Annotated in this window: 20 protein-coding genes, 1 tRNA gene and 1 pseudogene; 7 read left to right on the top strand and 15 right to left on the bottom strand. The window is 72.4% G+C overall.

From position 1 onward, the window contains the following. Positions 1–191: 191 nt before the first annotated feature. A tRNA-Pro gene (locus tag R2S09_RS34135) sits at positions 192–265 on the bottom strand. A gap of 171 nt (positions 266–436) precedes the next feature. On the opposite strand from R2S09_RS34135, the gene R2S09_RS34140 reads away from it, so the two are divergent. Next, positions 437–1,144, top strand: coding sequence for a transketolase (locus R2S09_RS34140; protein ID WP_316745247.1), 708 nt, complete (start codon positions 437–439; stop codon positions 1,142–1,144). 61 nt (positions 1,145–1,205) lie between these two features. Then, positions 1,206–2,126, top strand: coding sequence for a transketolase C-terminal domain-containing protein (locus R2S09_RS34145; protein ID WP_316745248.1), 921 nt, complete (start codon positions 1,206–1,208; stop codon positions 2,124–2,126). 231 nt (positions 2,127–2,357) lie between these two features. Here the strand turns inward: R2S09_RS34145 and R2S09_RS34150 are convergent, their stop codons facing one another. The 12 genes from R2S09_RS34150 to R2S09_RS34205 all read right to left on the bottom strand — a co-directional run bounded on the left by R2S09_RS34150 (position 2,358) and on the right by R2S09_RS34205 (position 13,568). Further along, positions 2,358–3,785, bottom strand: a complete 1,428-nt coding sequence (locus tag R2S09_RS34150) for an MFS transporter (protein ID WP_316745249.1) — start codon at positions 3,783–3,785, stop codon at positions 2,358–2,360. A gap of 154 nt (positions 3,786–3,939) precedes the next feature. Continuing rightward, on the bottom strand, positions 3,940–4,299 hold the full coding sequence (locus R2S09_RS34155; RefSeq protein WP_316745251.1) for an MmcQ/YjbR family DNA-binding protein: 360 nt from the start codon (positions 4,297–4,299) through the stop codon (positions 3,940–3,942). 30 nt (positions 4,300–4,329) lie between these two features. Further along, positions 4,330–4,824, bottom strand: coding sequence for a GNAT family N-acetyltransferase (locus R2S09_RS34160; protein ID WP_306189060.1), 495 nt, complete (start codon positions 4,822–4,824; stop codon positions 4,330–4,332). Positions 4,825–4,874: 50 nt separating this feature from the next. Next, a complete protein-coding gene (locus R2S09_RS34165) occupies positions 4,875–5,441 on the bottom strand; it encodes a helix-turn-helix domain-containing protein (protein ID WP_306189061.1) in 567 nt (188 codons plus the stop codon). Between the two features lie 97 nt (positions 5,442–5,538). Then, complete coding sequence (locus R2S09_RS34170; protein WP_316745252.1) at positions 5,539–6,441, bottom strand: LysR family transcriptional regulator; 903 nt, start codon at positions 6,439–6,441, stop codon at positions 5,539–5,541. A gap of 61 nt (positions 6,442–6,502) precedes the next feature. Next, on the bottom strand, positions 6,503–7,702 hold the full coding sequence (locus R2S09_RS34175; protein ID WP_306189031.1) for a glycine C-acetyltransferase: 1,200 nt from the start codon (positions 7,700–7,702) through the stop codon (positions 6,503–6,505). A gap of 40 nt (positions 7,703–7,742) precedes the next feature. Beyond that, positions 7,743–8,771 (bottom strand): L-threonine 3-dehydrogenase, encoded by a 1,029-nt coding sequence (gene tdh, locus R2S09_RS34180; protein ID WP_306189032.1) that lies wholly within the window; start codon positions 8,769–8,771, stop codon positions 7,743–7,745. Between the two features lie 224 nt (positions 8,772–8,995). Then, positions 8,996–9,664 carry a GAF domain-containing protein gene (locus tag R2S09_RS34185; RefSeq protein ID WP_306189033.1) on the bottom strand — a complete coding sequence of 223 codons (669 nt, stop codon included), beginning with the start codon at positions 9,662–9,664 and terminating at the stop codon, positions 8,996–8,998. Then, positions 9,661–10,365 (bottom strand): ATP/GTP-binding protein, encoded by a 705-nt coding sequence (locus R2S09_RS34190; RefSeq protein ID WP_306189034.1) that lies wholly within the window; start codon positions 10,363–10,365, stop codon positions 9,661–9,663. The genes R2S09_RS34185 and R2S09_RS34190 overlap by 4 nt, the downstream gene beginning before the upstream one ends. Further along, the gene (locus R2S09_RS34195) at positions 10,343–10,720 is read right to left on the bottom strand and encodes a DUF742 domain-containing protein (protein WP_316745255.1); all 378 of its coding nucleotides are present in this window, start codon (positions 10,718–10,720) and stop codon (positions 10,343–10,345) included. The genes R2S09_RS34190 and R2S09_RS34195 overlap by 23 nt, the downstream gene beginning before the upstream one ends. Then, complete coding sequence (locus R2S09_RS34200; RefSeq protein ID WP_316745257.1) at positions 10,717–11,151, bottom strand: roadblock/LC7 domain-containing protein; 435 nt, start codon at positions 11,149–11,151, stop codon at positions 10,717–10,719. The genes R2S09_RS34195 and R2S09_RS34200 overlap by 4 nt, the downstream gene beginning before the upstream one ends. A 230-nt stretch (positions 11,152–11,381) precedes the next feature. Then, positions 11,382–13,568 (bottom strand): ATP-binding protein, encoded by a 2,187-nt coding sequence (locus R2S09_RS34205; RefSeq protein ID WP_316745259.1) that lies wholly within the window; start codon positions 13,566–13,568, stop codon positions 11,382–11,384. Between the two features lie 754 nt (positions 13,569–14,322). On the opposite strand from R2S09_RS34205, the gene R2S09_RS34210 reads away from it, so the two are divergent. From R2S09_RS34210 to R2S09_RS34220, 3 genes are all read left to right on the top strand, one after another. Then, positions 14,323–15,846, top strand: a complete 1,524-nt coding sequence (locus R2S09_RS34210) for a chitinase (RefSeq protein WP_316745261.1) — start codon at positions 14,323–14,325, stop codon at positions 15,844–15,846. Between the two features lie 606 nt (positions 15,847–16,452). After that, positions 16,453–16,809, top strand: a complete 357-nt coding sequence (locus R2S09_RS34215) for a PRC-barrel domain-containing protein (RefSeq protein WP_316745263.1) — start codon at positions 16,453–16,455, stop codon at positions 16,807–16,809. Positions 16,810–16,862: 53 nt separating this feature from the next. Beyond that, positions 16,863–17,633 (top strand): MFS transporter, encoded by a 771-nt coding sequence (locus tag R2S09_RS34220; RefSeq protein ID WP_399145300.1) that lies wholly within the window; start codon positions 16,863–16,865, stop codon positions 17,631–17,633. Between the two features lie 125 nt (positions 17,634–17,758). Here the strand turns inward: R2S09_RS34220 and R2S09_RS34225 are convergent, their stop codons facing one another. Then, the gene (locus R2S09_RS34225) at positions 17,759–18,268 is read right to left on the bottom strand and encodes a hypothetical protein (RefSeq protein WP_316745264.1); all 510 of its coding nucleotides are present in this window, start codon (positions 18,266–18,268) and stop codon (positions 17,759–17,761) included. A gap of 209 nt (positions 18,269–18,477) precedes the next feature. Here R2S09_RS34225 and R2S09_RS34230 point away from each other — a divergent pair, with 209 nt between their 5' ends. Next, positions 18,478–20,802, top strand: coding sequence for a hypothetical protein (locus tag R2S09_RS34230; RefSeq protein ID WP_316745265.1), 2,325 nt, complete (start codon positions 18,478–18,480; stop codon positions 20,800–20,802). 264 nt (positions 20,803–21,066) lie between these two features. Continuing rightward, positions 21,067–21,996, top strand: coding sequence for a LysR family transcriptional regulator (locus R2S09_RS34235; RefSeq protein WP_306189041.1), 930 nt, complete (start codon positions 21,067–21,069; stop codon positions 21,994–21,996). Between the two features lie 124 nt (positions 21,997–22,120). Here the strand turns inward: R2S09_RS34235 and fdhD are convergent. Further along, positions 22,121–22,936: pseudogene (fdhD, locus tag R2S09_RS34240) on the bottom strand (formate dehydrogenase accessory sulfurtransferase FdhD); the annotation flags it as partial. Position 22,937: the final 1 nt, after the last annotated feature.

Genomic DNA, 22,937 nt, shown 5'->3' on the forward strand with positions numbered 1-22,937 from the left:
ACAAGGCGTCGGGCGCCACTTCGGCCCGGCCGTGAACCACTCCGATACAGACACCTGAGGAACGGGGCCATCAGCTCCGGCACGCACGGGGTCGCTGCACTCGTCCACGAGGGGGGTCACTCGCCCGGCGGAATGACCGAGAGGCCGTGCCGGATTCCTCCGACACGGCCTCCGACCTGTGTCTTCACACGTCGGGACGACAGGATTTGAACCTGCGACCCCTTGACCCCCAGTCAAGTGCGCTACCAAGCTGCGCCACGTCCCGTTGCCCGTCTGACCTGGGGTTTCCCCCGGCCGAACGCGCAGGAAAACAATACCGCACTCGGGCCGATGGTCGCGCACCCCTTTCGGCCCGTGCGCTCGGCGAAGGCCTCGTCCAGCGGGGGAGACAACGGCACTTGACCTCAAGTTTGGTTGAGGTCGCACGATCGTACGCATGACGATCACCGAAGAACTCGGGCGCACCCACGGGTACGCCGACCTGCCCCGGCTGATGGGGCTCATGACGGGCGACGAGAAGCACGGGCCGGCCGCCACCTCCACGCTCGACGTGCTCTGGGTGCTCTACGACCGGGTGCTGCGGGTTCGTCCGGAGCAGCGGGACGACCCGGAGCGGGACCGGTTCCTGCTGTCGAAGGGCCACGGCCCGATGGCCTACTACGCGGTCCTCGCCGCCAAGGGTTTCGTGCCGGTGGACTGGCTGCCGGAGTTCGGCGCCTACGACTCCCCGCTCGGGCACCATCCCGACCGCACCCTCGTGCCGGGCGCCGAGATCGGCAGCGGGTCGCTGGGGCACGGACTGCCGATCGCCGTGGGCACCGCCCTGGGGCTGCGCGCCCAGGGACGCGACCGGCCCCGGGTGTGGGTGCTGATCGGGGACGCCGAACTGGACGAGGGCAGCAACCACGAGGCGATCGCCTTCGTCGGGCCGGCGGGACTCGAGCAGTTGCACACCGTCGTCGTCGACAACGCCTCCGCCAGCCATGCCCGTCCGGGCGGGATCGCCGCCCGCTTCGAGGCGGCGGGCTGGTCGGCGCTGACGGTCGACGGCCGCGACCACGAGGCCCTGTACGCCGCCTTCACCGCACCGCATCCCGGCCGGCCGCACGTGGTGGTGGCCCGGGTCGAGCCGAAGAACGCCTGACCTCCCGCCCTCCTTCCCTCCTCCTCCCGTCCCTCCCTCTCCTTGGAAAGGGTCCACCCTCATGGACACCATGCGTGACCGTTTCGCACCCGTCGTCTCCCGCCTGCTCGACGAGGATCCGCGGGTCGCGGTCGTCCTCGCCGAGATCGGCAAGGACGGCTTCGCCGAGGCCCGGCGCCGGCATCCCGACCGGGTGATCAATGTCGGCATCCGTGAGCAGCTCCTGGTCGGAGCCGGTGCCGGGCTGGCGCTGACCGGGATGCGGCCGGTGGTGCACACCTTCGCGAGCTTCCTCGTCGAGCGGCCCTTCGAGCAGGTCAAACTCGATCTGGGGCACCAGGGCCTGGGCGCCGTGCTGGTGAGCGCCGCCGCGTCCTTCGACTGGCCCGCGGGCGGCTACACCCACATGGCGCCGGGCGATGTGGCGCTGCTGGACACCCTGGACGGCTGGACCGTCCATGTGCCCGGCCATCCGGACGAGGCCGAGACGCTGCTGCGTCACGCGGTCGCCGCGGGCGACGACAGGGTCTACGTACGGCTGTCCGTGCAGTCCAACGCGCAGGCGCGCCCCGTCGACGGGGAGCGTTTCACCACAGTGCGCGAGGGCCGCTCCGGTGTCGTGGTCGCCGTGGGACCGATGCTCGACGCGGTGCTCGACGCGACCGAGGGGCTCGACGTGACCGTGCTGTACGCGACGACCGTACGGCCCTTCGACGCTGCCGCCCTGCGGCGGGCCACTCGGACGGCCGGGTCCGATGTCGTCCTGGTCGAGCCGTACCTGGCGGGCACGTCGACGGCCGCCGCGAACGAGGCGCTGTCCGACGTCCCGCACCGCGTCCTGGGCCTCGGCGTGGGCCGCGCCGAACTGCGGCGCTACGGGACCGTCGCGGAGCACACCGCCGCGCACGGGCTCGACGCCCGGTCGCTGCGGGAGCGGATCTCCGCGTTCCTCGGCGGCGGGCCGGTGTCGGGGCGCGCCTGAGAACCGTCGGGGCGGGCCACGTCCTGAGCCGCGCGGCCTCGGCCGGCTCCGTCGGTGGGTGGTTGCGGTCTTCCCGTGGGGGCTGTGGCCGGCGGCACCCACATGTTCCGGCTGGTCGCGGGGCTGGGGCAGGCGGCGCCGTGCCCGTCGCGGGGTGGTCGGGGAGTCCGGGCGGGGGTCTCCCCCTCGGAGCGCCTGGGAATCGACGGGGTCGCGGCGCCGTTCGCCGGGCTACGGCCTCTCCGGGTGCGCCCGCCCCGGTCCGGCCGCCGCGCCCGGGAAGCGGGCGGGAGGCCGCGCGTCGGCGCGTATCAGGTCGCGTATCGCGGGGACCGCGAGCAACGCGCTCGGTACGACCAGGCTGATCGCGGCGGACACCAGCAGCACATGGCCGGCGCCCAGGGCCGAGGCGGCGGGCCCGGCGAGGGCCTGGCCGACGGGCATCATGGCCAGGGAGCCCGCCACGTCGTAGGCGTGGATGCGGTTGAGGACGTCCGGCGGGACCTGCGTCTGGACGCTGGTCGCCCACATCACGCCCCAGAACGACATCCCGGCCCCGGCGACGGCGGCGCCCGCGGCCATGAGGGGCACCCCCAGGCCGGCCCCGACGGTCGCCGGGAACCAGACGAAGGCGAAGAGGGCGACCGCACCGGCGCGCAGCATCCGGCGGGGACGCAGCCGCAGCGCGAGGAAGCCGCCGACGACGGTGCCCGCGCCGAGGGCGGAGTTGATCAGGCCGTAGGAGCGCGGGCCGTGCTGCTGGACCACTTCCGTGGCCACCAGCGGGACGGTCGGGCCCCAGACGGCGATCATGTAGAGGCACCAGACGGCGATGACGCCCCACAGCCAGGTCCGCGCTCTGAACTCCCGCCATCCATCGACCAGGTCGGCCCTGAACGTCCCCGACCCGTGACCGGCCGCAGGGCCGCCGCCCGCGGGCAGCGGGGGCAGCCTGAGCAGCAGCAGGCACAGGGCGCTGACCGCGTAGGTGGCGGCGTGGGCGGCGAACACCCCGCCGGGCGAGGCGAGGCCGACGAGGAGGCCGGCGACGGCGGGGCCCGCGAGCTGGGCGGCGGACTCGGCGATGCGTATGGCGCCGTTGGCCCCCTGGATGTCGGCGGCGAGCCGGGGGACCGTACTGGCCACGCCGGGCTGGAACACCGCGCCGGCCACACCGTTGGCGAAGCCGATCGCGCAGATCTCCCAGAGCACCACGTGCCCGGAGTAGAAGAGGACGGCGGCCAGGGACTGGGTGCCGAGCCGGACGAGGTCGGCGCCGATCATCAGCTTGCGGGTGCTGAACCGGTCGGCGATGACCCCGCCGAAGACCACCAGTCCGGCGAAGGCGGCGGCCGTCGAGGCCATGGCGAGGCCGACCGCGCCCGCGCCGTACCCGTGTTCCAGCAGGCCCGCGGCGAGCGCGACGGGCAGCATGGTGTCGCCGAGGCGGGCGACGGCCCGCGCGACGAAGAACAGTGCGAAGTCGCGCGACCAGACCGGCCGCGCCCGCGCACCGTCCCCGGCCCCCGGCCCGACCCCTGCCCTGGCTCCGGCGTCGGTTCGCCTTCCGGCAGCGGACGGTGCCCCGGCTCCGGCAACGCTGTCATGCCGTGCTGCCGCCGCCTCCCCTGGTGACGACTGCGATGATGTCCCCGTCATCCCCTTGACGCTCCCCTCCCCGGCCGAACCCCGCCCTGCCCGTCCCCGCTCGCCCCCGGCTTCTCCCCCGCGGCGGCGGCCGAGGTCCCCTCCGCTCCGGCTGCCTCCGTCCTTCGGATCATGCCATGGCCCACTGACAACGCCCGAGAGGATTTCAGTGCACGGTGGGCGGCCCCAGTTCCGGGTAGGCCTCCAGCAGCCGGGGCGGGGCGGCCTGGCGCCAGGAGTCGGCGAGGATGTCACGCAGCTCCTCCTCGTCCTCCAGTGCGGCGAGACGGGCGCGGACCCAGGCGAACTGGGACTCGTGGTCCGCGATCCAGAACTTCTCCGGCTCGGCCAGGACCAGTTCGTCGCGCTCCTCCTTGGGGCAGCGCACGGCGATGGAGGTCTCGTCCTCCGGCAGCGTGGCGAACATCTTTCCCGCGACCCGGAACGTGGGCATGCTCCAGGCGGTCTTCTCCGTCGTGTCCGGCAGGGACAGGGCGATACGGCGTACGTCTTCGGCATCCGGCATGGCATGCACCGTAGCCGCCGCCACCGACAATCACCCGCCGCCGGCTGCCGCCCCCACATGCTTGTAGTACAGGGTCGTCGGCCGCAGCACGCCGTCGGGGCTCGCCGCGTAGTCGGGGATCATCCCTGCGCGGGTCCAGCCGGCGGAGCGGTACAGGGCCTCGGCGGGACTGTCGGTCTCGGTGTCCAGGTGCAGCAGCGTGATCCCGGCGGCGGCGGCCGCCGCCTCGGCGGTGGCCAGGAGGGCGCGGCCCAGACCGCGGCCGCGGGCACGGCGGTGCACCATCAGCTTGACGACCTCGGCGCGGTGGCGGCTGTTGGGCTTGTCCGGGAGGGCGAGGCTCACGGTGCCGGCCGGCCCGCCGGGGCCGTACGCCACCCACACCGTGAGCCGTCCGGCGGCCACGGCCCGCGCGCGCTCCCGCCACCACAGCACGGCCTCGGCCGGTTCCAGGGGCGCGAGGAAGCCGACGGAGGCGCCGCCGTCCACCGTGTCGACCAGCAGCGCGGCCAACTCCTCGGCCATGTCGTCCAGTCGGGCCGCGTCCAAGGGCTCCGGGGCCGGGGGTCGCACGGTCACGGCCGCACCACCGCCAGCAGGTAGCGCGCACCGGTGTCGTCCGCGCACCGGAACCGTGTCGGCCCCCACACCCGCGTCCGCAGGCAGTCACCGGCCCCAAGCCGGTGCACTGTGTCCCGCTCGGTCACCTCCAGGGCCCCGTCCAGCACCCAGATGTGCTGCTCCAGACCGGCGACGGGCGGACGATCGTAGGCGATGTCGGCGCCGGCATCGAGCCGGCCCTCGACGAGTTCGCCGCGCAGCCCGGTGTGCGGCGGCGACACCGAGCGCCGTACGAAGCCGGAGTCCTGGTCCTCCCACACGGGCTGGTCGGCGGCCCGTACCAGCGGGGCGGGCTCCGCCTCGACCTCGCTGAGCAGCTGGGACATGGTCCGCCCGTACACGTGGCACAGCCGGTTCAGCAGCGCGGCGGTGGGGCTGGTCTCGGCGCGTTCCGCCCGCGACAGGGTGGACCGGCTCACTCCGCTGCGCTCCGCCAGCTCCCCCAGCGACCAGCCGCGTTCGGTCCTGAGCTGGGCCAGCCGGGCGCCGAGACGGGCGTCCACCGGGTCCGGCGGGCTCATCGGGTCGGGCAGGCCCGCCGGGTCCGGCAGGCTCTCCTCGGTTTGTCTCATATCCGGGACGCTATCCCGAATATGAGACGGCCCTGTTACGGAAGCCTCACGTCCGGGCGGCCTCGCCCAGCGCGTCCAGCACCGGGCGGATCAACGGGTGCTCCTCCGCGCCCCGGCGCACGGCCGCGAAGACCCGGCGCGTGGGCGCCACACCGTCGACGGGCCGGACGACCACGCCCGCGAGATCCATGCCGCGCAGCGCGGAGCGCGGGACGAGGGCCACGCCCGCGTCGGCCGCGGCGAGGGCCACGACCGCGCGGAAGTCGTCGGAGGAGTGGTCGATACGGGGCTGGAACCCGGCGGTCTCGCAGGCCAGAACGACCACGTCATGGCACGGGTTGCCCGGGTAGGGGCTGATCCACGGGTCCTTGGCCAGCTCGGCCAGCGGCACCTCGGCCGCGTCGGCCACGCGGTGGGTGACCGGGACGACCGCGTCGAAGGGCTCGGCGTACAGCGGGACGTGGGTGAGACGGGGGTCGTCCGCGGGCGGTGCGCCCCGGTACTCCACGGCGACCGCCACGTCGACCTGCCGGTCCAGCACCATCGGCAGGCTGGCGTCGCCCTCGGCGTCCCGGACGCGGATGCGGATGCCGGGCGCGGCCTCGGCCAGGTGGGCCACCGCGGGTGCCACCACCTCGGCGATGCCGGTGGCGAAGGAGGCGACGGTGACCGTGCCGGCCGCGCCCGAACCGTAGGCCGCCAGTTCGGCCTCCGCCCGCTCCAGTTGGGCCAGGACGGCGTTGGTGTGGCTGAGCAGGATCTCGCCGGCCGGGGTCAGCCGTACGCCCTTCGCGCCGCGCTCCACCAGCCGGTGCCCGGTCTCCTGCTCCAGGGCCGTGAGCTGCTGCGAGACGGCCGAGGGCGTCAGGTACAGCGCGGCGGCAGCCGCTGTCACCGTACGGTGGTCGGCCACCGCACGGAGGATGTGCAACCGCCGCGCTTCGATCATGAGATCGATTATCGCAAGACCGCCGGCCGTCCGGGACGCGGGCCGGTCAGCCGTGCGCCCTTCAGCCCTCCAGCTCCGCGCGGGCCGCGACGAAGGCGTCGACCGCGCGTTCGACGTCCTCGGTGGAGTGCGCGGCGGACAGCTGGACGCGGATGCGGGCCTGGCCCTGGGGCACCACCGGGTAGGAGAAGCCGATCACGTACACGCCCCGCTCCAGCAGCAGCTCGGCCATCCGTCCGGCCTTCGCCGCGTCGCCGATCATCACGGGTGCGATGGCGTGGTCGCCGGGGAGGATGTCGAAGCCCGCCTCGGTCATGCGGGAGCGGAACAGCGCGGTGTTCTCGGCCAGCCGGACCCGCAGGTCGTCGGCCGACTCCAGCAGGTCCAGAACCTTCAGGGAGGCCGCCGCGATCACCGGCGCGAGGGTGTTGGAGAACAGGTACGGGCGGGAGCGCTGGCGCAGCAGGGCGACGATCTCGGCGCGCGCGGCGACGTACCCGCCGGAGGCGCCGCCGAGGGCCTTGCCGAGGGTGCCGGTGATGATGTCGACGCGGTCCATCACGCCGTGCAGCTCGGGGGTGCCGCGGCCGCCGGGGCCGACGAAGCCGACGGCGTGCGAGTCGTCGACCATGACCATGGCGTCGTAGCGGTCGGCGAGGTCGCAGATCTCACGCAGGGGGGCGACATAGCCGTCCATGGAGAAGACGCCGTCGGTGACGATCAGCTTGCGCCGGGCGCCGCCCTCGTTCGCCTCCTTCAGCTGGCGTTCCAGGTCCGCCATGTCGCGGTTGGCGTAGCGGAAGCGGCGGGCCTTGGACAGGCGGATGCCGTCGATGATGGAGGCGTGGTTGAGGGCGTCGGAGATGACCGCGTCCTCGGGGCCGAGCAGCGTCTCGAACACACCGCCGTTGGCGTCGAAGCAGGAGGAGTACAGGATCGTGTCCTCCTGGCCGAGGAACGCCGACAGCCGCGCCTCGAGTTCCTTGTGCACCTCCTGCGTGCCGCAGATGAAGCGCACGGAGGCCATGCCGTAGCCCCAGCGGTCCAGGGCCTCGTGGGCGGCGGCGATCACCTCGGGGTGGTCGGCCAGGCCCAGGTAGTTGTTGGCGCAGAAGTTCAGGACCTCGCCGGGGCGGCCGCCCGCGGTGACGCTGACGGTCGCGGACTGAGGGGTGCCGATGACGCGCTCGGGCTTGTGCAGACCGGCGGCACGGATCTCGTCGAGGGTGGCGCGGAGGTCGTCGCGGACGGTGTCGAACATAGGGGGGATCTCCTGAAGGTGCTTGCGGGTGACGGGGGGGTTACGCGGTCCAGTCGAGGATGACCTTGCCGCCCTTGCCGCTGGCCGCGTCCGCGAACGCCGCCTCGAAGTCGCGGTAGCCGTACCGGCCGGTGATCACCGGGGCGAGGTCCAGCCCGCCCTCCAGCAGCACCGACATCGCGTACCAGGTCTCGAACATCTCACGGCCGTAGATGCCCTTGACGGTGATCATCGAGGTGACGATCCGGGCCCAGTCGACCGGGAACTCCTCGGCGGGCAGGCCGAGCATGGCGATCCGGCCGCCGTGCGTCATGTTGGCGATCATGTCGCGCATCGCCTCGGGGCGGCCGGACATCTCCAGGCCGATGTCGAAGCCCTCGCGCAGGCCGAGCGACCGCTGCCCCTCGGCGATCGTCGACTCGGCGACGTTGAGCGCGAGGCTCACGCCGACCTTGCGGGCCAGCTCCAGGCGCTCCTCGCTCACATCGGTGATCACGACGTTGCGGGCGCCGGCGTGCCGGGCCACGGCCGCGGCCATCAGGCCGATCGGTCCGGCACCGGTGATCAGCACGTCCTCGCCGACCAGCGGGAAGGACAGCGCGGTGTGCACGGCGTTGCCGAACGGGTCGAAGATCGCGGCGATGTCGAGGTCCACGGGAACGCGGTGCACCCAGACGTTGGAGGCGGGCAGGGCGACGTACTCGGCGAAGGCGCCGTCGCGGCCCACGCCCAGACCGATGGTGGCCCGGCACAGATGGCGGCGCCCGGCCAGGCAGTTGCGGCACTTGCCGCACACCAGGTGACCCTCGCCGCTGACCCGGTCGCCGGCCTTGATGTCCCCGACGGCGCGCCCGGTCTCGACGACCTCGCCGACGAACTCGTGACCGACCACGAGCGGCGTGCTGATCGCCTGCTGCGCCCAGCCGTCCCAGGCCCGGATGTGCAGGTCGGTGCCGCAGATACCGGTGCGCAGCACCTTGATCAGTACGTCACCGGGCCCGATGGCGGGCTCGGGGACGTCCGCGAGCCACAGTCCGGGCTCCGCCTTCTGCTTGACCAGCGCCTTCAACGCAACGGCTCCTGTGGTTGGCGCCCCGGACGGGATCCGGGCATGCCGGAGGGACCCGCGTCCGGGGAGAGGGGTGGGATCGCACAGCAATCTGCCGTACGACGGCGCGCCGGTCCATCGAGGATTTCTTAAACGCGGCCACAGCTTTCCTTCACACCGCCCTCGTCAGCCACGCGGCAGCCACCCGCGCCGGCCGCCCAGCACCGACCCGGCCACCCCGCCCGTCACACACCGAAGCCGTCCGGCTCCCTCTCCTCCAGCCGCCGGGTGAGTTCGGCCGCCGCCGACTTGATGGTGTCCAGGCCTTCGCGGCCCCACGGCCGCGGCGCGACATCGACGACGCACACCGTGCCCAGCACCATCCCCGCACTGTCGATGAGCGGGGCGCCGAGGTAGGAGCGGATGCCGAACTCGTCGACCACCGGATTGCCCGCGAACCGCGGATAGTCGCGGACGTCCTCCAGCGCCAGTGCCCTGCGCCGGGCCACCACATGAGGGCAGAAGCCGTGATCGCGGGCGAGGTAGCGGCCCACCTCGGGCCGCGGGCCCTCGCCGTCGGCGGGGGCGGTCGCGTCCGCCGGCACGGTGGGGGCCGTAGGGCCGTCGCCGCCGGTGGAGGTGGCGGGGGCGGCGGGGGCGGGAGTGTCGACGTTCAGGACGTCCCGCGCGGGCCGGTGCAGCCCGGCGAAGAACTGCCCGTTCTCACCGGGGAAGTTGACCATCGCGTACGGCGCCCGGGTGCGCTCGGCGAGCCGGTCCGCGAAGGCATCGAGGGCGGGTTCGGGGCGCTCCCCCAGACCGAGCCTGCGCAACCGCAGGGTGCGGGCGGGGGCCTCGGTGTCCTCGGGGGTGAGCAGCAGGCGACCGGCCGGGCGCGGCGGGCCGTAGCTCATGGCCGGGCTCCGGCGCCGTGCGGGGCCTGGGCGAGGAGGTGCCGTACGAGGGTCAGCAGGGTCTGCACCCCCGAGCTGGAGATACGGGCGTCGCAGCGGACCACGGGGATCTCCGGGTCGAGGTCGAGGGCGGAGCGCACCTCGTCGGGGTGGTAGCGGTGGGCGCCGTCGAACTCGTTGACGGCGATGACGAAGGAGAGACCGCGCTGCTCGAAGAAGTCGACGGCCGCGAAGCACTCCTGGAGGCGGCGGGTGTCGGCGAGGATCACCGCGCCCAGCGCGCCCTCCGACAGCTCGTCCCACATGAACCAGAACCGCTCCTGACCGGGTGTTCCGAACAGGTAGAGCACGTGCCGCGGGTCGAGGGTGATGCGCCCGAAGTCCATCGCCACGGTCGTCTCGACCTTGTTCTCGATGCCGTCGAGATTGTCGGTGCCCTCGCTGACCGTGGTGAGGAGTTCCTCCGTGCTCAGCGGCGCGATCTCGCTGACGGCGCCGACGAAGGTCGTCTTGCCCACGCCGAACCCGCCCGCCACCAGGACCTTGAGCGCCGTCGGAAACGGGTCCGAGGCGCCGCCCTGGTCGTGCGCGCCACGGTCGTGTCCCCCGTAGTCGCGCCCGCCGTAGTCGCGCCCGCCTCCGTCGTACCCGCCGCCGCGGTCGTGGCCGCCGCCGTGGTCAGAGCTGTCGTCGTAGTCCATCGAGCACTGCCTCCAGAAGAGCCCGGTCACTGGGGTGGTGGTGGGTCACGGGGGGTTTCGTGGTGAGGGCGCCGCAGTCGACGAGGTCGGACAGCAGCACCTTGGCCACCGCCGCCGGCAGCCTCAGATGGGCGGCGATCTCGGCCACCGAGACGGGGGCGAGGCACAGTTCGAGCGCCTGCCCGTGCTCGGGGCCGAGATACCCCAGCGGCGTCACCCCGGTCGCCATCACCTGCGACACGAGGTCGAGTGCGATGCTGGGCCGGGTTCGGCCGTTGCTGACCGTGAAGGGGCGCACCAGCCGTCCGGCCGCGTCGTCGAGCCAGGGCCCGTCGCCGGCCGCCGCCGCGCTCAAGGCCGCAGCGCCGGGGGTTCGACGGTGTACTGGCGGGGCGCGGTCACGAGATAGGGGCGGACGCTCTTGACCAGCATCGCCATCTCGTAGCCCAGGACCGCCGCGTCGGCCTCGCGGCCGGCCAGCACGGCGAGGCAGGTGCCGGAGCCGGCCGTGGTGACGAACAGCAGGGTCGAGTCGAGTTCGACGACGACCTGCCGTACGTCACCCCCGTCGCCGAAGCGGATTCCGGCGCTGCGGCCGAGGGAGTACAGACCGGAGGCCAGCGCGGCCATGTGGTCGGCGCTGTCGGGGTCCAGGCCGTGGACGGACTTCACCAGTCCGTCGCAGGACAGCAGGACCGCGCTGGTGGTGTGCGGTACACACTGCACGAGGCCGCTCATCAGCCAGTCGAGGTCGGAAACTTGGCCGGTCGGCGCATCGCTCGCCATGGTGGATCGACTCCTTGGGGTACGAAGGTCTGCGGGAGCGCTGGAGGTGGGGGTGGGGGTGGAAGTGGGAGGGGGAGGGGGAGGGGGAGGGCGAGTGGGGGTCGGCTTGGGGGTGCGGGCGGATTCTCGGGTGGGCGAGCACGCGTGGGCGGGGACGGGCTCCGGGGCTCGCGGGGACGGTGGGCCCGTCCTGCCGGTCATTCCGGCGATTCCGGTCGTGCTGGTGCGGGTCATCCGGGCGGCGCGCTCCCGTCGTGCCGGGCGGTGAGGTCGGACGTGGACGGCATGGGCGCGGACACGGGTGGCAGGGGCTGCCCGGACGTGGACGGCATGGGCGCGGGCCGGGGCTCGGGGGTCGGTGGCGCGTCATGGGGTGGTACGTCCAGGGAGGACACGCCGCCCCGGGATGGGGCCGCGGTCGCCACGGTCGAGGAGCCGGGCCCGTCGTCCGGGCGGTTCGCCACCGTGTCCGCCTCTGCCCGCGTCTCCGTCTCGTCCCCCGACCCCGCGTCCGCCGGACGCGGTTCCCGGCGTTGCTGGGACTCGGCGAGTCCCATCCCGCGCTGGAACGCGGCCATCAGGCCGGGATCGTGCCCGGTGAAGACCTCGCCGTCCTGACGGGGCGCCGGGCCGCCGCGCAACTGGGGCACGATGTGCTCCTGCGCACGGCGCTGCGGCAGCTGCGGCTTGCCCATCGTGCCGCGCACCAGGCCGCCGCGCGGGGTGGGCACGACCCCCGCGTTCGCGGCCACGGCGGCGCGGTCCCCGGGCCGGATGCCGGGCACCGCCTCCGCAGGGTTCGCCCGCCCCGAACGGGCGCCGCGCCGGGGCAGGGGCGCGGGACCGCCGCCGGCCGCCGGTGGTGCGTGCGTGCCGGTCGGCGGAAGCTCGCGGGCGGCCTCCGCTCCGGTCGCCGCAGGGCCGTCCGTCCCGTTGTCCCCGGCCGACGGGACGGGGCCGAGGACGCGCCCGCCGCCCGCAACCGGCACCGATGCGGAACCGGCCGGGGGCGCCGAGTGCTTCTCGACACGGCCGTCACGCCCACCGCCGCCCTGCCCGCCCCCGTCACCGGCCGGGGCGTAGCCCGGACCGGCCGCGTACGGCGGTCCTGCAGCCGGGGACCGGCGTGGACCGTCGCCCGGCGCGGGCTGCGTTCGCTGCGGTTGCCGCGGTTGCCGCCCGTCCGCGGGAGCCTCGGATGCCGTCCCCGGCCCGGCCCCCAGCAGCGCCTGCGGAATGACCAGGACGGCCTGCACTCCGCCGTAGATGTTGGTCTGCAACCGGACGGTGATGCCGTGCCGCTTGGCGAGCTGGGAGACCACGAACAGGCCGATCCGGCCGTCCGCGAGCAGACTGGCGACGTTGACCTGGTCGGGGTCGGCCAACAGGGAGTTCATCCTGACCTGTTCGCCGACGGGCATGCCGAGGCCCCGGTCCTCGACCTCCACGGCGAGCCCGGAGGTGACGAGGCCCGCGCGCAGCAGGACCTGGGTCTGCGGGGCGGAGAACACCGTGGCGTTCTCGACGAGTTCGGCCAGCAGATGGATGACGTCGGCGACGGCGTGGCCGCGCAGCCGTCCGTCGACGGGCGGGACGAGCTTGACCCTGGAGTACTGCTCGACCTCGGCGATGGCGGAGCGGAGCACCTCGGTCATGGAGACGGGACGGCTCCACTGGCGGCGGGAGACCGCGCCGCCGAGGACGGCGAGGTTCTCGGCGTGGCGACGGATCCGGGTGGCGAGGTGGTCGACGTGGAAGAGGCCCTTGAGCAGGTCGGGGTCCTCGATCTGGTTCTCCAGCTCGTCGAGGATGGAGATCTCGCGGTGCACCAGGGACTGCAGGCGCCGTGCGAGGTTGACGAAGACCTCGAGCTTCTGCTCGCTGCCCGCATGGCTGGAGAGCCGGCTGGCTTGGACGACGGCAGCGACCGCCCCGTCGTGGGCGCGGGCCAGGTCGGCGGCGAGCAGTTCGAACTCGTCGGCGCCGTCCGGCGGCCCGCCGCGCGGCCGGCGTTCGGGCGGGCTCTCGCCGTGGCGCAGCGCGTCGACGAGGGCTTGCAGGTCGCCCTCGCGGCGTGCCGTGCCGCGGCGCAGCGCGTCGATCCGCTCGTTCACCGACCGGACCGCGCGCCCGGCGGCGACGGCGGCGGTGACGATGCCGGCGAGCGTCACCGCCGATGCCCCGGCGAGCACCGCCCACAGGGCGAGGCCGGGGCGGGCGCCGGTGGAGCGGACGGTGAAGAGCACGGCGGCGCCCGCCCCGAGGGCGACCGCGGTCGGCGGCAGCACCGCGAGGCGGAGCAGCTGGGGCCGCATGTGGGTCTCGGGCAGCGAGGGGACGGTGCGGGTGACCGGCCGCCCGTGCCGTCCGCCCTCACGGCGGTCTGCGCGGGCGGCCGGTGCACGGAGGTGAGACATCTGATCCTCGTACTGGTCCATCGGGCCTGTGAGCTCGCGCGTGGGGCGCGAGCGGGCATGCGCCATCGCTGTGCCGGTCGGCCGGTCCGCGGAGAGCGGCACTGCGTCTCCCGACGGCCACTCACCGTAGTCACCCGCGCATCATGTGCGGTGGGCAGTTGACAAAATCGCCCGGGGATCATCCCGCTCTGGTATGAGGGGTCGTACGACAGTCCGGAATCAGAGGTCGTACGGCAGACCGATCACCCGGACTCAGCCGCTCGCCAGGCTCAGCCGACACCTCGGGCCCAGCCGACACCCCGGGCCCAGCCGACGCTTCGGGCTCAGCCGCGGATCTCGCCGCCGGCCGCGAGGCGGGTGACCAGCGGGCCGAGGGCGTCCACGCCGAGGGCGCCGGTGCCTACGGCGGAGCGCAGGGCCGGCTCCTGGTCGGCCTGTCAGGCCGGGTCGGCACCGGCACCGGCGAACGTCTGCGACACCCAGTACACGACGGTCGCGAAGCCGCCCGAGCGCGTCCTCGGCAGCGCCGTAGCCTACGGCGCTGCCGGCACCGAACCACTTCATGACGCAGGTGGTCCAGTCCGGCCTCGTGGGCCCTGTCCAGGCGGAGGAGCTCCGAGGCCGGGAAAGTGGTCTAGTCCCTTTTTGGTCCAGACCATTGACCCACCCGGTGAGCGGGCGATATCCCATAGGCGTCAACCACTCCCCTCCGTAAGGGAATTGGCGAAACCCCCCTCCTCACACCGGGACTGACATGAGACTCATGCGTTCCTTCCGCGCGGCCCTGACCGCGGCCGCCACGGCCGCGGCCTCGGTGGGCCTCGCGCTGTCGAGCACCGGCACGGCTCAGGCGGCGACACCGCTGCCGAGCCATGTCTTCGCTCCCTACTTCGAGGCATGGACCGGCGAGAGCCCCGCCGCCCTGTCCGCCCAGTCCGGCGCCAAGCACCTGACGATGGCGTTCCTGCAGACGGCCTCCAAGGGCTCGTGCACGCCGTACTGGAACGGCGACACGAGCATGCCGATCGCCTCGTCGACCTTCGGCAGCGACATCAAGACCATCCAGGCGAACGGCGGCGACGTCATCCCGTCGTTCGGCGGCTACACCGCCGACACCACCGGCACCGAGATCGCCGACAGCTGCACCGACGTCGCACAGATCGCCGCCGCGTACGAGAAGGTCATCACGACCTACGACATCTCGCGCCTCGACATGGACGTCGAGGTCGACTCGCTGGACAACACCGCCGCGATCGACCGGCGCAACAAGGCCGTCAAGATGGTCGAGGACTGGGCGGCGTCCAACGGCCGCAAGGTGGAGATCTCCTACACCCTGCCGACCACCACCAGCGGCCTCGCGGACAACGGCAAGGCGCTGCTGCGCAACGCGGTGAGCAACGGAACCCGGGTCGACGTCGTGAACATCATGACGTTCGACTACTACGACAACCAGCCCCACGACATGGCGAAGGACACCCAGACCGCCGCCCAGGGGCTGTACAACACGCTCGCCTCGCTCTACCCGGGCAAGACTCCCGCGCAGCTGTGGGGCATGATCGGCGTCACCGAGATGCCGGGCGTCGACGACTTCGGGCCGGCCGAGACCTTCAGCCTGGCCAACGCCCGTACCGTCTACGACTGGGCGGTCTCCAAGGGCATCAACACCCTCTCCTTCTGGGCGCTGCAGCGGGACAACGGAAGCTGCGCGGGCGGTTCGGCCGCGGACAACTGCTCCGGCATCCAGCAGAACACCTGGGACTTCTCCCACATCTTCGAGCCCTTCACCGGCGGCAGCACCACCCCGTCCAGCGACTTCTCGGTGGCGCTCAGCCCGGCCTCCGGCTCGGTGACGGCCGGTCAGTCCACCACCGCCACGGTGAAGACGGCCGTGACGCGGGGCAGCGCCCAGACGGTGAACCTCAGCGTCAGCGGAGTTCCGGCGGGGGTCACCGCCTCACTCAGCCCCACCTCCGTGACCGCGGGCGGCTCCTCCACGCTGACCCTGTCCACGACCTCGGCGGCCCTCAACGGCACGTACACCGTGACCGTCACCGGCTCCGGCGCCTCCGGCAGCCACTCGGCGACGTACGCCCTGACCGTCACCGGCGGCAGCGGCAACCAGTGCACCGCGGCCCCCTGGGACAAGAACAAGGTGTACACCGGCGGTCAGACGGTCTCCTACAAGAGCCACACGTGGAAGGCCAAGTGGTGGACGCAGGGCGAGGAGCCCGGCACCACCGGCGAGTGGGGCGTCTGGCAGGACCTCGGTCCCTGCTGACCGGCGGCCCGCTCCCCCGGACCGCCTCCCCTCCCCTCCCCTCCCCTCCCCTCCCCTCTCTCTGCCCTGGACCGCCTCCCCTCTCCCCCGGAACCGGCGGCAGCCTCCCCCCGGGACCGCCGGTGCCTTCCAGTGAGCGGCCCGGAGCCTGCACCCCAAGGCAGGCTCCGGGCCGCTCGCCCGTCTCCGGCCGGGCCGGCCGCCACGGTGATCGCATCCCGGCCGCCATCGACCGGTGGAGGCGGGCGCACGGGTCGCCCTGGGCTCCCACTGGCCGATCGCCCCCACCCACCGCTCGCCGTCATGGCCGGCGGCCGCCACCGCCGCCCGAGCCGGGACCTCACCCAGCCCCCGCACGGAGCCGAGCAGGCCCTCACCCCGCTGCGGGCGCTCCAGGCCGTCACCGTCAACGGCTGCCCGTGCTGCTCACCGTCCTGGCCGGCCGCCCCACCCACCGGGTCGCGGACCTGTGACCCGTCCGGACGGACCCCGGCGCCGGACCACGATGAAGTCGCGCATCCGGGGAACAAGAGAAGGAGTCCAGTCCCGGAATCCGAGATTCCCGTGATCCAGGAGCCCCGGAGCACCTTCCCCTGGAGGTCAGTGATGTTCGAGGCCGGCGACATCCGTGAATGGCGCGGACGCGACGTCGTCGATATGGACGGCGGCAAGATCGGCACACTGGAGTCCGTCTACGTCGACACCACGACCGACGAGCCTTTCTTCGCGACCGTCACGGTGGGCGTGCCGACCCGGCGCCGCCTGGCGTTCGTCCCGCTCATCGGCGCGACCGTCGGCCCGGGCTATCTGAAGGTCGCCTACACGAAGAAGGTGGTGAAGCAGGCACCGTCGATCGACACCGACGGCGTACTGCCCGCCGCGGAGGAACCCTCCGTCTTCAGCCACTATGAACTCGCCTACAACCCCGGTGCCGGCGGCGAGCGGCGCCTCGCCCGCCGCTGACCGGGCGGGGTCCACCGTCGGGGTCGGAGGACGAACATGCAAGGCGGCATGGTGTGGATGTGACCCCAGAGGGCCGGGACGACCCCTCCGGCGCGGAACGGCTGCGGGACACCGCCGCGCACCTGCCCCATCAGGTACGTGAGGAACTGACCCGCAGGCTCCACCGGAGCAGGCGCGCCCTGCGCGAGGAGGACGTCCGGATCGTGGAGCCGCCGCTGCTCAGGCGCGCGGTCGGGGCCTCGGCCCTCGGAAACTGCATGGAGTGGTTCGACTTCGGCGTCTACAGCTACCTCGCCGCCACCATCGGCAAGGTCTTCTTCCCCGGCGCCTCACCGGGCGCCCAGGTGATCTCCTCCTTCGCGACCTTCGCCGCGGCGTTCGTGGTGCGGCCGCTGGGCGGTCTGGTGTTCGGGCCCCTCGGCGACCGTCTGGGCCGGCAGAAGGTCCTCGCCACCACCATGATCATGATGGCGATCGGCACGTTCGCCATCGGTGTGATCCCCGGTTACTCGACCATCGGCCTCGCCGCACCGGTGCTCCTGCTACTGGGCCGTATGGTCCAGGGCTTCTCCACCGGCGGCGAGTACGGCGGCACCACCCCGCTGGTCACCGCTGCCCTGGTCAACGGCACCGGTGACGACCTGATGCCCGCCTACTACCTGATGCTGGCCGGTGCCATCGGCCTGCTGACCGTGAAGTTCCTGCCGGAGAGCGCCCAGGTGCCGCTCAACGGCTCCCAGCCGATGGTGGGCTCCGAGCAGGAACAGCGCGAACTGATCACCACCTCCGAGGCCCTCTACCGCGCCACCCGGAAAGCGGCCTGACCGGGCGCGGCAGCGGTCCGAGAGCGCGGCGGTGCACCGTTCCTTGTCCTGACGGTGAGCGACGATCAGCGTGAGGTGGTCTCGGGGCGGCCGTCACAGGATCCCCCCATCGGCGGTTCCGCGGCTCAGGAGCGGTCCGAGGGCGGTACGTGGATCAGCGTGTCCTCGACCAGGTCGCCCTGGTCCGGGAGCATGAACCCGCACAGCCGTTCCACCGGTGTGTACACGGGACGGCCGTCCTCCTCGATGCCGTCCTCGTCGGGGAACTCCTCCAACCGCTCGAACGGCTGGATGACGAACGGGCGGACGGGCGGATCGACCGCGAGCGCGTCCGGGTGCCACTGCCACACCGACCCGTAGTGCCGGTTGTGGACCTCCCCCAGATACCAGGAGGCGACCTGCAGGAAGTCGCTGTCCTTGTCGGCGTCCGCCCGCGCACAGCTGCCGTCGTAGACGTCCCGCACCAGCGCCTGGAGGCGCCCGATGGACGCCAGGCCGAAGTCCCAGCCTCCGCCGTGCCGTTCGTTCCAGGCCGGGAACCTCTCCCGCATCGACTCCAGCCAGCCGTTCAGCTGCGGATTGTCCGACCGCAGCCGGTCCAGCTCCCGCAGGTTCTCGTAGTCCTCTTCGGTCATGGCAACCGACCGTAGCGCCCGCCGAGCGGTCACTCTTGTAACGGTCCTGCGAGGGAACGGAGTTGACCGTGTACGCGTCGAACGTGTCGGCGATTTCGGCACACAGGAACTTCTAAGGTTGGGGTTGCTCTGCGGCGTCACACATTGCACGGGGGCCCCTGACGCCACGGAGCCCTGCTCTGCTGGGCCCCCAGGGGGACACACGCATCGTGACATTATCGACCAGAACAGGGCGACTGCGCGCTCTGGGCCGCTCCTCGCTCACCCTGATGTGCGTATCGGTCATGGCCGTCACCGGCCTGACCGGGCTGACGTCCGCGCAGGCCGCTCCGGCGCCCAAGCCGCTGGACCCGGGCAAGCGCTGCGACGAGATGTACGGCCTGCCCAGCACCACCAGTCCGACCGTCGGCCTGCCGGAGTTCGACGCCTCCCGGGCCAAGTCCCAGTGGGACACCTACGAGTACGTCAACCCGGCCAAGCAGTGGGACGGCCTCCAGGGCCCGTCCCAGGAGGACATCGACCGGCTGGACAAGCTGGCGAAGCAGCCTCCGAAGTCCAAGCCGGTCGACCGGATCTGGTGGTCCTGGCTCCAGGCCAGGAAGAAGAACCCCACCGCGTGGGCCGACTTCACCGACTGGCGTGACGCCAAGTACATCACCAACTCCGGCAACTACCCGCGCGGTTACGCCTTCGAACGCAAGGTGATCAAGGATCACGGCCTGGTCGGGCCGGACTGGATCTGCCAGAAGGAGGTCGAGTTCAAGGACCCCGACACCGGCAAGACCTACCGGCGCAAGCTCGACGCCTACAACAAGAGCACGAAGCAGATCCTGGAGATCAAGTCCAACGGCTCCCCCGAGCGGGAGCAGATACCCAAGGACCGGGCCTGGGCGAAGGACCCCGCCTGGAAGGACTCCCGGATGAAGTACGTCTTCGCCGAGGAGCAGAAGAGCGACGCGAAGAACTTCCTGAGGGAACTGAGGCAGACCGCCGGCGGAAACCGGGTCACCGAGTACAACTACCGCTCCGACCGCGTGGAACTCGCCCCGAAGGGCGGTCAGCGCGCGACGAGCAACCTGTTGCAGCCACCCGGCCGGTCCGGCACCAGCCGGGGCGGCGCCACCGACCTGATCCGCCAGTCCCGGCCCACTCCGGCGGACATGGCACGGCAACTGGAGCGCACGCGGATGGCCAACCCGGGCGGCCTTCCCCGCGGCCCCGGCGGCGTGGACTTCTCCACCCTGGACCTGAAGTACATCGGCAAGCCGGTCAAGGGCAAGGGCGTCGACTTCGCGTTCGACGCGAAGGAGGACCCCAGCGAGCGGTCCGGCTGGGGCGGCAAGGCGAAGGCCCAGCTCATCTCCGACGCGTTCTTCACCTGGCTCGCCCTGACCCCCGACAAGTTCTGGGTCAACCTCAACCCGGACGAGCCCGACCGCATCATGGACGCCAGGTTCGGCAGGACCGACGCCGGCCGGGTGCTGCTGGAGGCCGACCTCCAGATGAAGCACGACTTCTACAAGGCCATGGACCCCAAGACCGACCTGGGCAAGCGGTACTGGGCGGCGCTGCCCAAGCAGAACGGCCGCCCGTGCATGCCCGGCCTGCGCAACTGGATCGAGCCGAAGACCGCGCAGGTCCGCGAGCAGGACGGCGGGATCTACATCCTCGACACCCCCCTGCGCCTGAAGTCGACCGCGCAGACCACGCGCACCCCGGGCCCCGGCGAGCCGATCTGCACGCCGAACGAGGCGGAGACCAGGGCGGCCCAGCGCGTCATCGACCGCATGATCGTGCCCGCGGTGGAGAAGACCATCAACACCGCGCCCCAGTACGCGGATCTGCGGCGCGTCTACACCGCCCGTGTCGCGGCCGAGTACATCCGCCAGCAGGACGCCAAGGCGCCCACCGACTACCACAAGATCATCAACAGTGGTGACGTCTCCCGCTGGCCGCTGCGCGCCCCCAACCAGAACTGGACCCGCGAGGCCCTGTTCCAGAAGTACCGCTACATCTACACGCACGGCGAGTTCCAGTACGACGTCCCCGCGAACGGCACCACGCAGATCTACATCGTGGGCGGCGTCGACATGAGCAAGCAGCCCAAGCAGAACGTCAGCAAGGTCCGCTTCACCGTCGAGCACCGCTATCTGCCCCGGCAGACGCAGACCGGCGTGAGGACCCTCACCGACGACACCGAAGCGAAGGGACACCTGCTCCTCGGCGGCAACACCGCCGCCGACGACACCGGCAGCGGCGGCGGGGGACAGCCGACGCCCACCCCGACACAGACGACCGGGCCGACCCCCTCCCCCACCCACAGCGGCCAGGGCGGCGGCAGCACCCCCAGCCCGGCACCCACGGCCAGTGCGCCCGTGTCCCGGGCCCCCGCACCCGGCCAGCCCGGCGGCGGCCTCGCCCACACCGGCAACGACGCGCCGGTCGGCCTGATCGGCGGCATCGCCGCGGCACTCGCCGTGACCGGCGGAGCCCTCCTGTGGTGGATGCGACGCCGAAAGACCGCCCGGGAGTAGTTCCTCCGACGAAGGAGCACCGCACCGGGGGCCCGTACACAGCCGGCGTACGCACACAGCCGGCGTACGGGCCCCCTCCCGGCCCACGGCGTTTCCCTCGTCGGCGACCTGACGGAAGGCGCCCAGCAGGCTGTCGGCCGTGCGATGGCTCGCCCGGTCGCGCAATTCGAGGAATACCTGGAGCGAGTGGCGGGTGTTCGAGCGCGGTGAACGCGGGCCTGCCGGCGACTGGCATTCCGGTGTGTCGTCGGGTAGACCCTTGACGTGCTGTTTCGTCAACTCGAGTACCTCGTGGCCCTGTCCCGGGAACGCCACTTCGCGCGTGCCGCGCAGGCCTGCTACGTATCGCAGCCGGCGCTGTCGGAGGCGATCCGGAAGCTGGAGGAGGAACTGGACGTTCCGTTGGTCCGGCGCGGCCGGAAGTACGAGGGCCTCACGCCCGAGGGCGAGCGCATCGTGGTGTGGGCGCAGCGGATCCTGGCCGACCGTGACGCCCTCAAGGACGAGGTGGGCGCCCTGCGCACCGGGCTGAGCGGCACCCTGCGCATCGGCGTGATTCCGACCGCGACCGGCGCGGTCTCGTTGCTGACCAGCCCCTTCTGCGTGGCGCACCCGCTGGTCGGTGTGGAGGTCATGGCGGACCTCCAACACGAGGACATTCTCCGGCAGGTGCAGAACTTCGAGTTCGACGCCGGTATCACCTACCTCCACAAGGATCTGCCGGAGGGTTTCCGGACGACGCCGCTGTACCAGGAGCGGTATGTGCTGCTGACCACCGCCGCGGACGGTGTGGGCCACCGGGCGACGGCGACGTGGGCGGAGGCGTCGCTGCTGCCGCTGTGCCTGCTGACCGGGAACATGCAGGGCCGCAGGGTGCTGGACGAGCTGTTCGCCGAGGCCGGCGTGCGGCCTTCGCCCCGCGTGGAGACCGACTCGGTGGCCACCTTGTTCGCCCACGTCAGGACCGGGCAGTGGGCGAGCGTCGTGCCGCACGCCTGGCTGCATGTCTTCGGAGTGCCGCCCGGCATGCGGGCGCTACCCCTGGTGGAGCCCGCCCGGACGGTGCGGGTCGGCCTGGTGACCACCGCCCGGGAGCCGGGTTCGGTCATGGCCCGGGCCCTGACCGGCATCGCCCGCCGCGCCGACATCACCGCCGCACTGGACCGACTGTCGGAGGCGTGGGCCTCCGACTGACCACGCTCCCGTCCCCTTCTTGCCGCGATCCTTCTCGCCGCAGTCCTTCTCGCCGCGGTCCTTCTTCCCTCGGTCGTTCCTTCCTCGGTCGTTCTTCCTTCGGTCGACCGGCGAGCCGGGGCGGCAGGCGCTCGGCTCCCGTGTAGACGTTCATCGAGGAACCGCGCAGGAAACCGACCAGGGTCAGCCCGCTCTCGGCGGCCAGGTCCACGGCCAGTGAGGACGGCGCGGAGACGGCCGCGAGCATCGGGACGCCCGCCATGACGGCCTTCTGCACCAGTTCGAACGAGGCCCGGCCGCTCACCATCAGCACCGTTTCGCGCAGCGGCAGCAGCCCGGACCGCAGGGCGTGGCCCACCACCTTGTCCACGGCGTTGTGCCGGCCCACGTCCTCGCGCACGCAGAGCAGTTCGCCGTCGGCCGTGAAGAGGCCCGCGGCGTGCAGGCCACCGGTGGTGTCGAACACCCGCTGTGCCGCCCGCAGCCGGTCGGGCAGGAGCGCCGGCAGTTCCGGTGCCACGCGCAGCGCGTCCTCGGCCACCGACCATGCCGCCGAGGTGCGTACCGCGTCCAGGCTCGCCTTTCCGCACAGCCCGCACGAGGACGTGGTGTAGAAGTTCCGCTCCAGCGAGGCGTCCGGTGCCGGCACGCCGGGGGCCAGGGCGACGTCCACCACGTTGTAGGTGTTGCCGCCGTCCGCTGTGGCGCCGGCGCAGTAGCGGATCGCGGTGACGTCCTCGACGGCGTGCACGACGCCCTCGCTCACCAGGAACCCGGCGGCCAGGTCGAAGTCGTCGCCCGGGGTGCGCATGGTCACCGTGAGCGGCCGTCCGCCGACCCGTATCTCCAGGGGTTCCTCGGCGGCCAGGGTGTCCGGCTGGTACGAGGACACGCCGTCCCGTATGCGCAGCACCCTGCGCCGCGCGGTCACTCGGCCCATG

The organism is Streptomyces sp. MK7 (assembly GCF_032658145.1).
Lineage (GTDB): Bacteria > Actinomycetota > Actinomycetes > Streptomycetales > Streptomycetaceae > Streptomyces > Streptomyces spiralis.

What these genes read in the sequence shown, in the direction of transcription:
- R2S09_RS34210 (WP_316745261.1), top strand. Translation starts at nt 14,323, where the DNA reads ATGAGACTCATGCGTTCCTTCCGCGCGGCCCTGACCGCGGCCGCCACG.
- R2S09_RS34200 (WP_316745257.1), bottom strand. Translation starts at nt 11,151, where the DNA reads ATGGCGAGCGATGCGCCGACCGGCCAAGTTTCCGACCTCGACTGGCTG.
- R2S09_RS34175 (WP_306189031.1), bottom strand. Translation starts at nt 7,702, where the DNA reads ATGTTCGACACCGTCCGCGACGACCTCCGCGCCACCCTCGACGAGATC.
- R2S09_RS34160 (WP_306189060.1), bottom strand. Translation starts at nt 4,824, where the DNA reads ATGGCCGAGGAGTTGGCCGCGCTGCTGGTCGACACGGTGGACGGCGGC.
- R2S09_RS34170 (WP_316745252.1), bottom strand. Translation starts at nt 6,441, where the DNA reads ATGATCGAAGCGCGGCGGTTGCACATCCTCCGTGCGGTGGCCGACCAC.
- R2S09_RS34145 (WP_316745248.1), top strand. Translation starts at nt 1,206, where the DNA reads ATGGACACCATGCGTGACCGTTTCGCACCCGTCGTCTCCCGCCTGCTC.
- R2S09_RS34205 (WP_316745259.1), bottom strand. Translation starts at nt 13,568, where the DNA reads ATGTCTCACCTCCGTGCACCGGCCGCCCGCGCAGACCGCCGTGAGGGC.
- R2S09_RS34155 (WP_316745251.1), bottom strand. Translation starts at nt 4,299, where the DNA reads ATGCCGGATGCCGAAGACGTACGCCGTATCGCCCTGTCCCTGCCGGAC.
- R2S09_RS34190 (WP_306189034.1), bottom strand. Translation starts at nt 10,365, where the DNA reads ATGGACTACGACGACAGCTCTGACCACGGCGGCGGCCACGACCGCGGC.
- R2S09_RS34165 (WP_306189061.1), bottom strand. Translation starts at nt 5,441, where the DNA reads ATGAGCCCGCCGGACCCGGTGGACGCCCGTCTCGGCGCCCGGCTGGCC.
- R2S09_RS34225 (WP_316745264.1), bottom strand. Translation starts at nt 18,268, where the DNA reads ATGACCGAAGAGGACTACGAGAACCTGCGGGAGCTGGACCGGCTGCGG.
- R2S09_RS34215 (WP_316745263.1), top strand. Translation starts at nt 16,453, where the DNA reads ATGTTCGAGGCCGGCGACATCCGTGAATGGCGCGGACGCGACGTCGTC.
- R2S09_RS34185 (WP_306189033.1), bottom strand. Translation starts at nt 9,664, where the DNA reads ATGAGCTACGGCCCGCCGCGCCCGGCCGGTCGCCTGCTGCTCACCCCC.
- R2S09_RS34150 (WP_316745249.1), bottom strand. Translation starts at nt 3,785, where the DNA reads ATGACGGGGACATCATCGCAGTCGTCACCAGGGGAGGCGGCGGCAGCA.
- R2S09_RS34140 (WP_316745247.1), top strand. Translation starts at nt 437, where the DNA reads ATGACGATCACCGAAGAACTCGGGCGCACCCACGGGTACGCCGACCTG.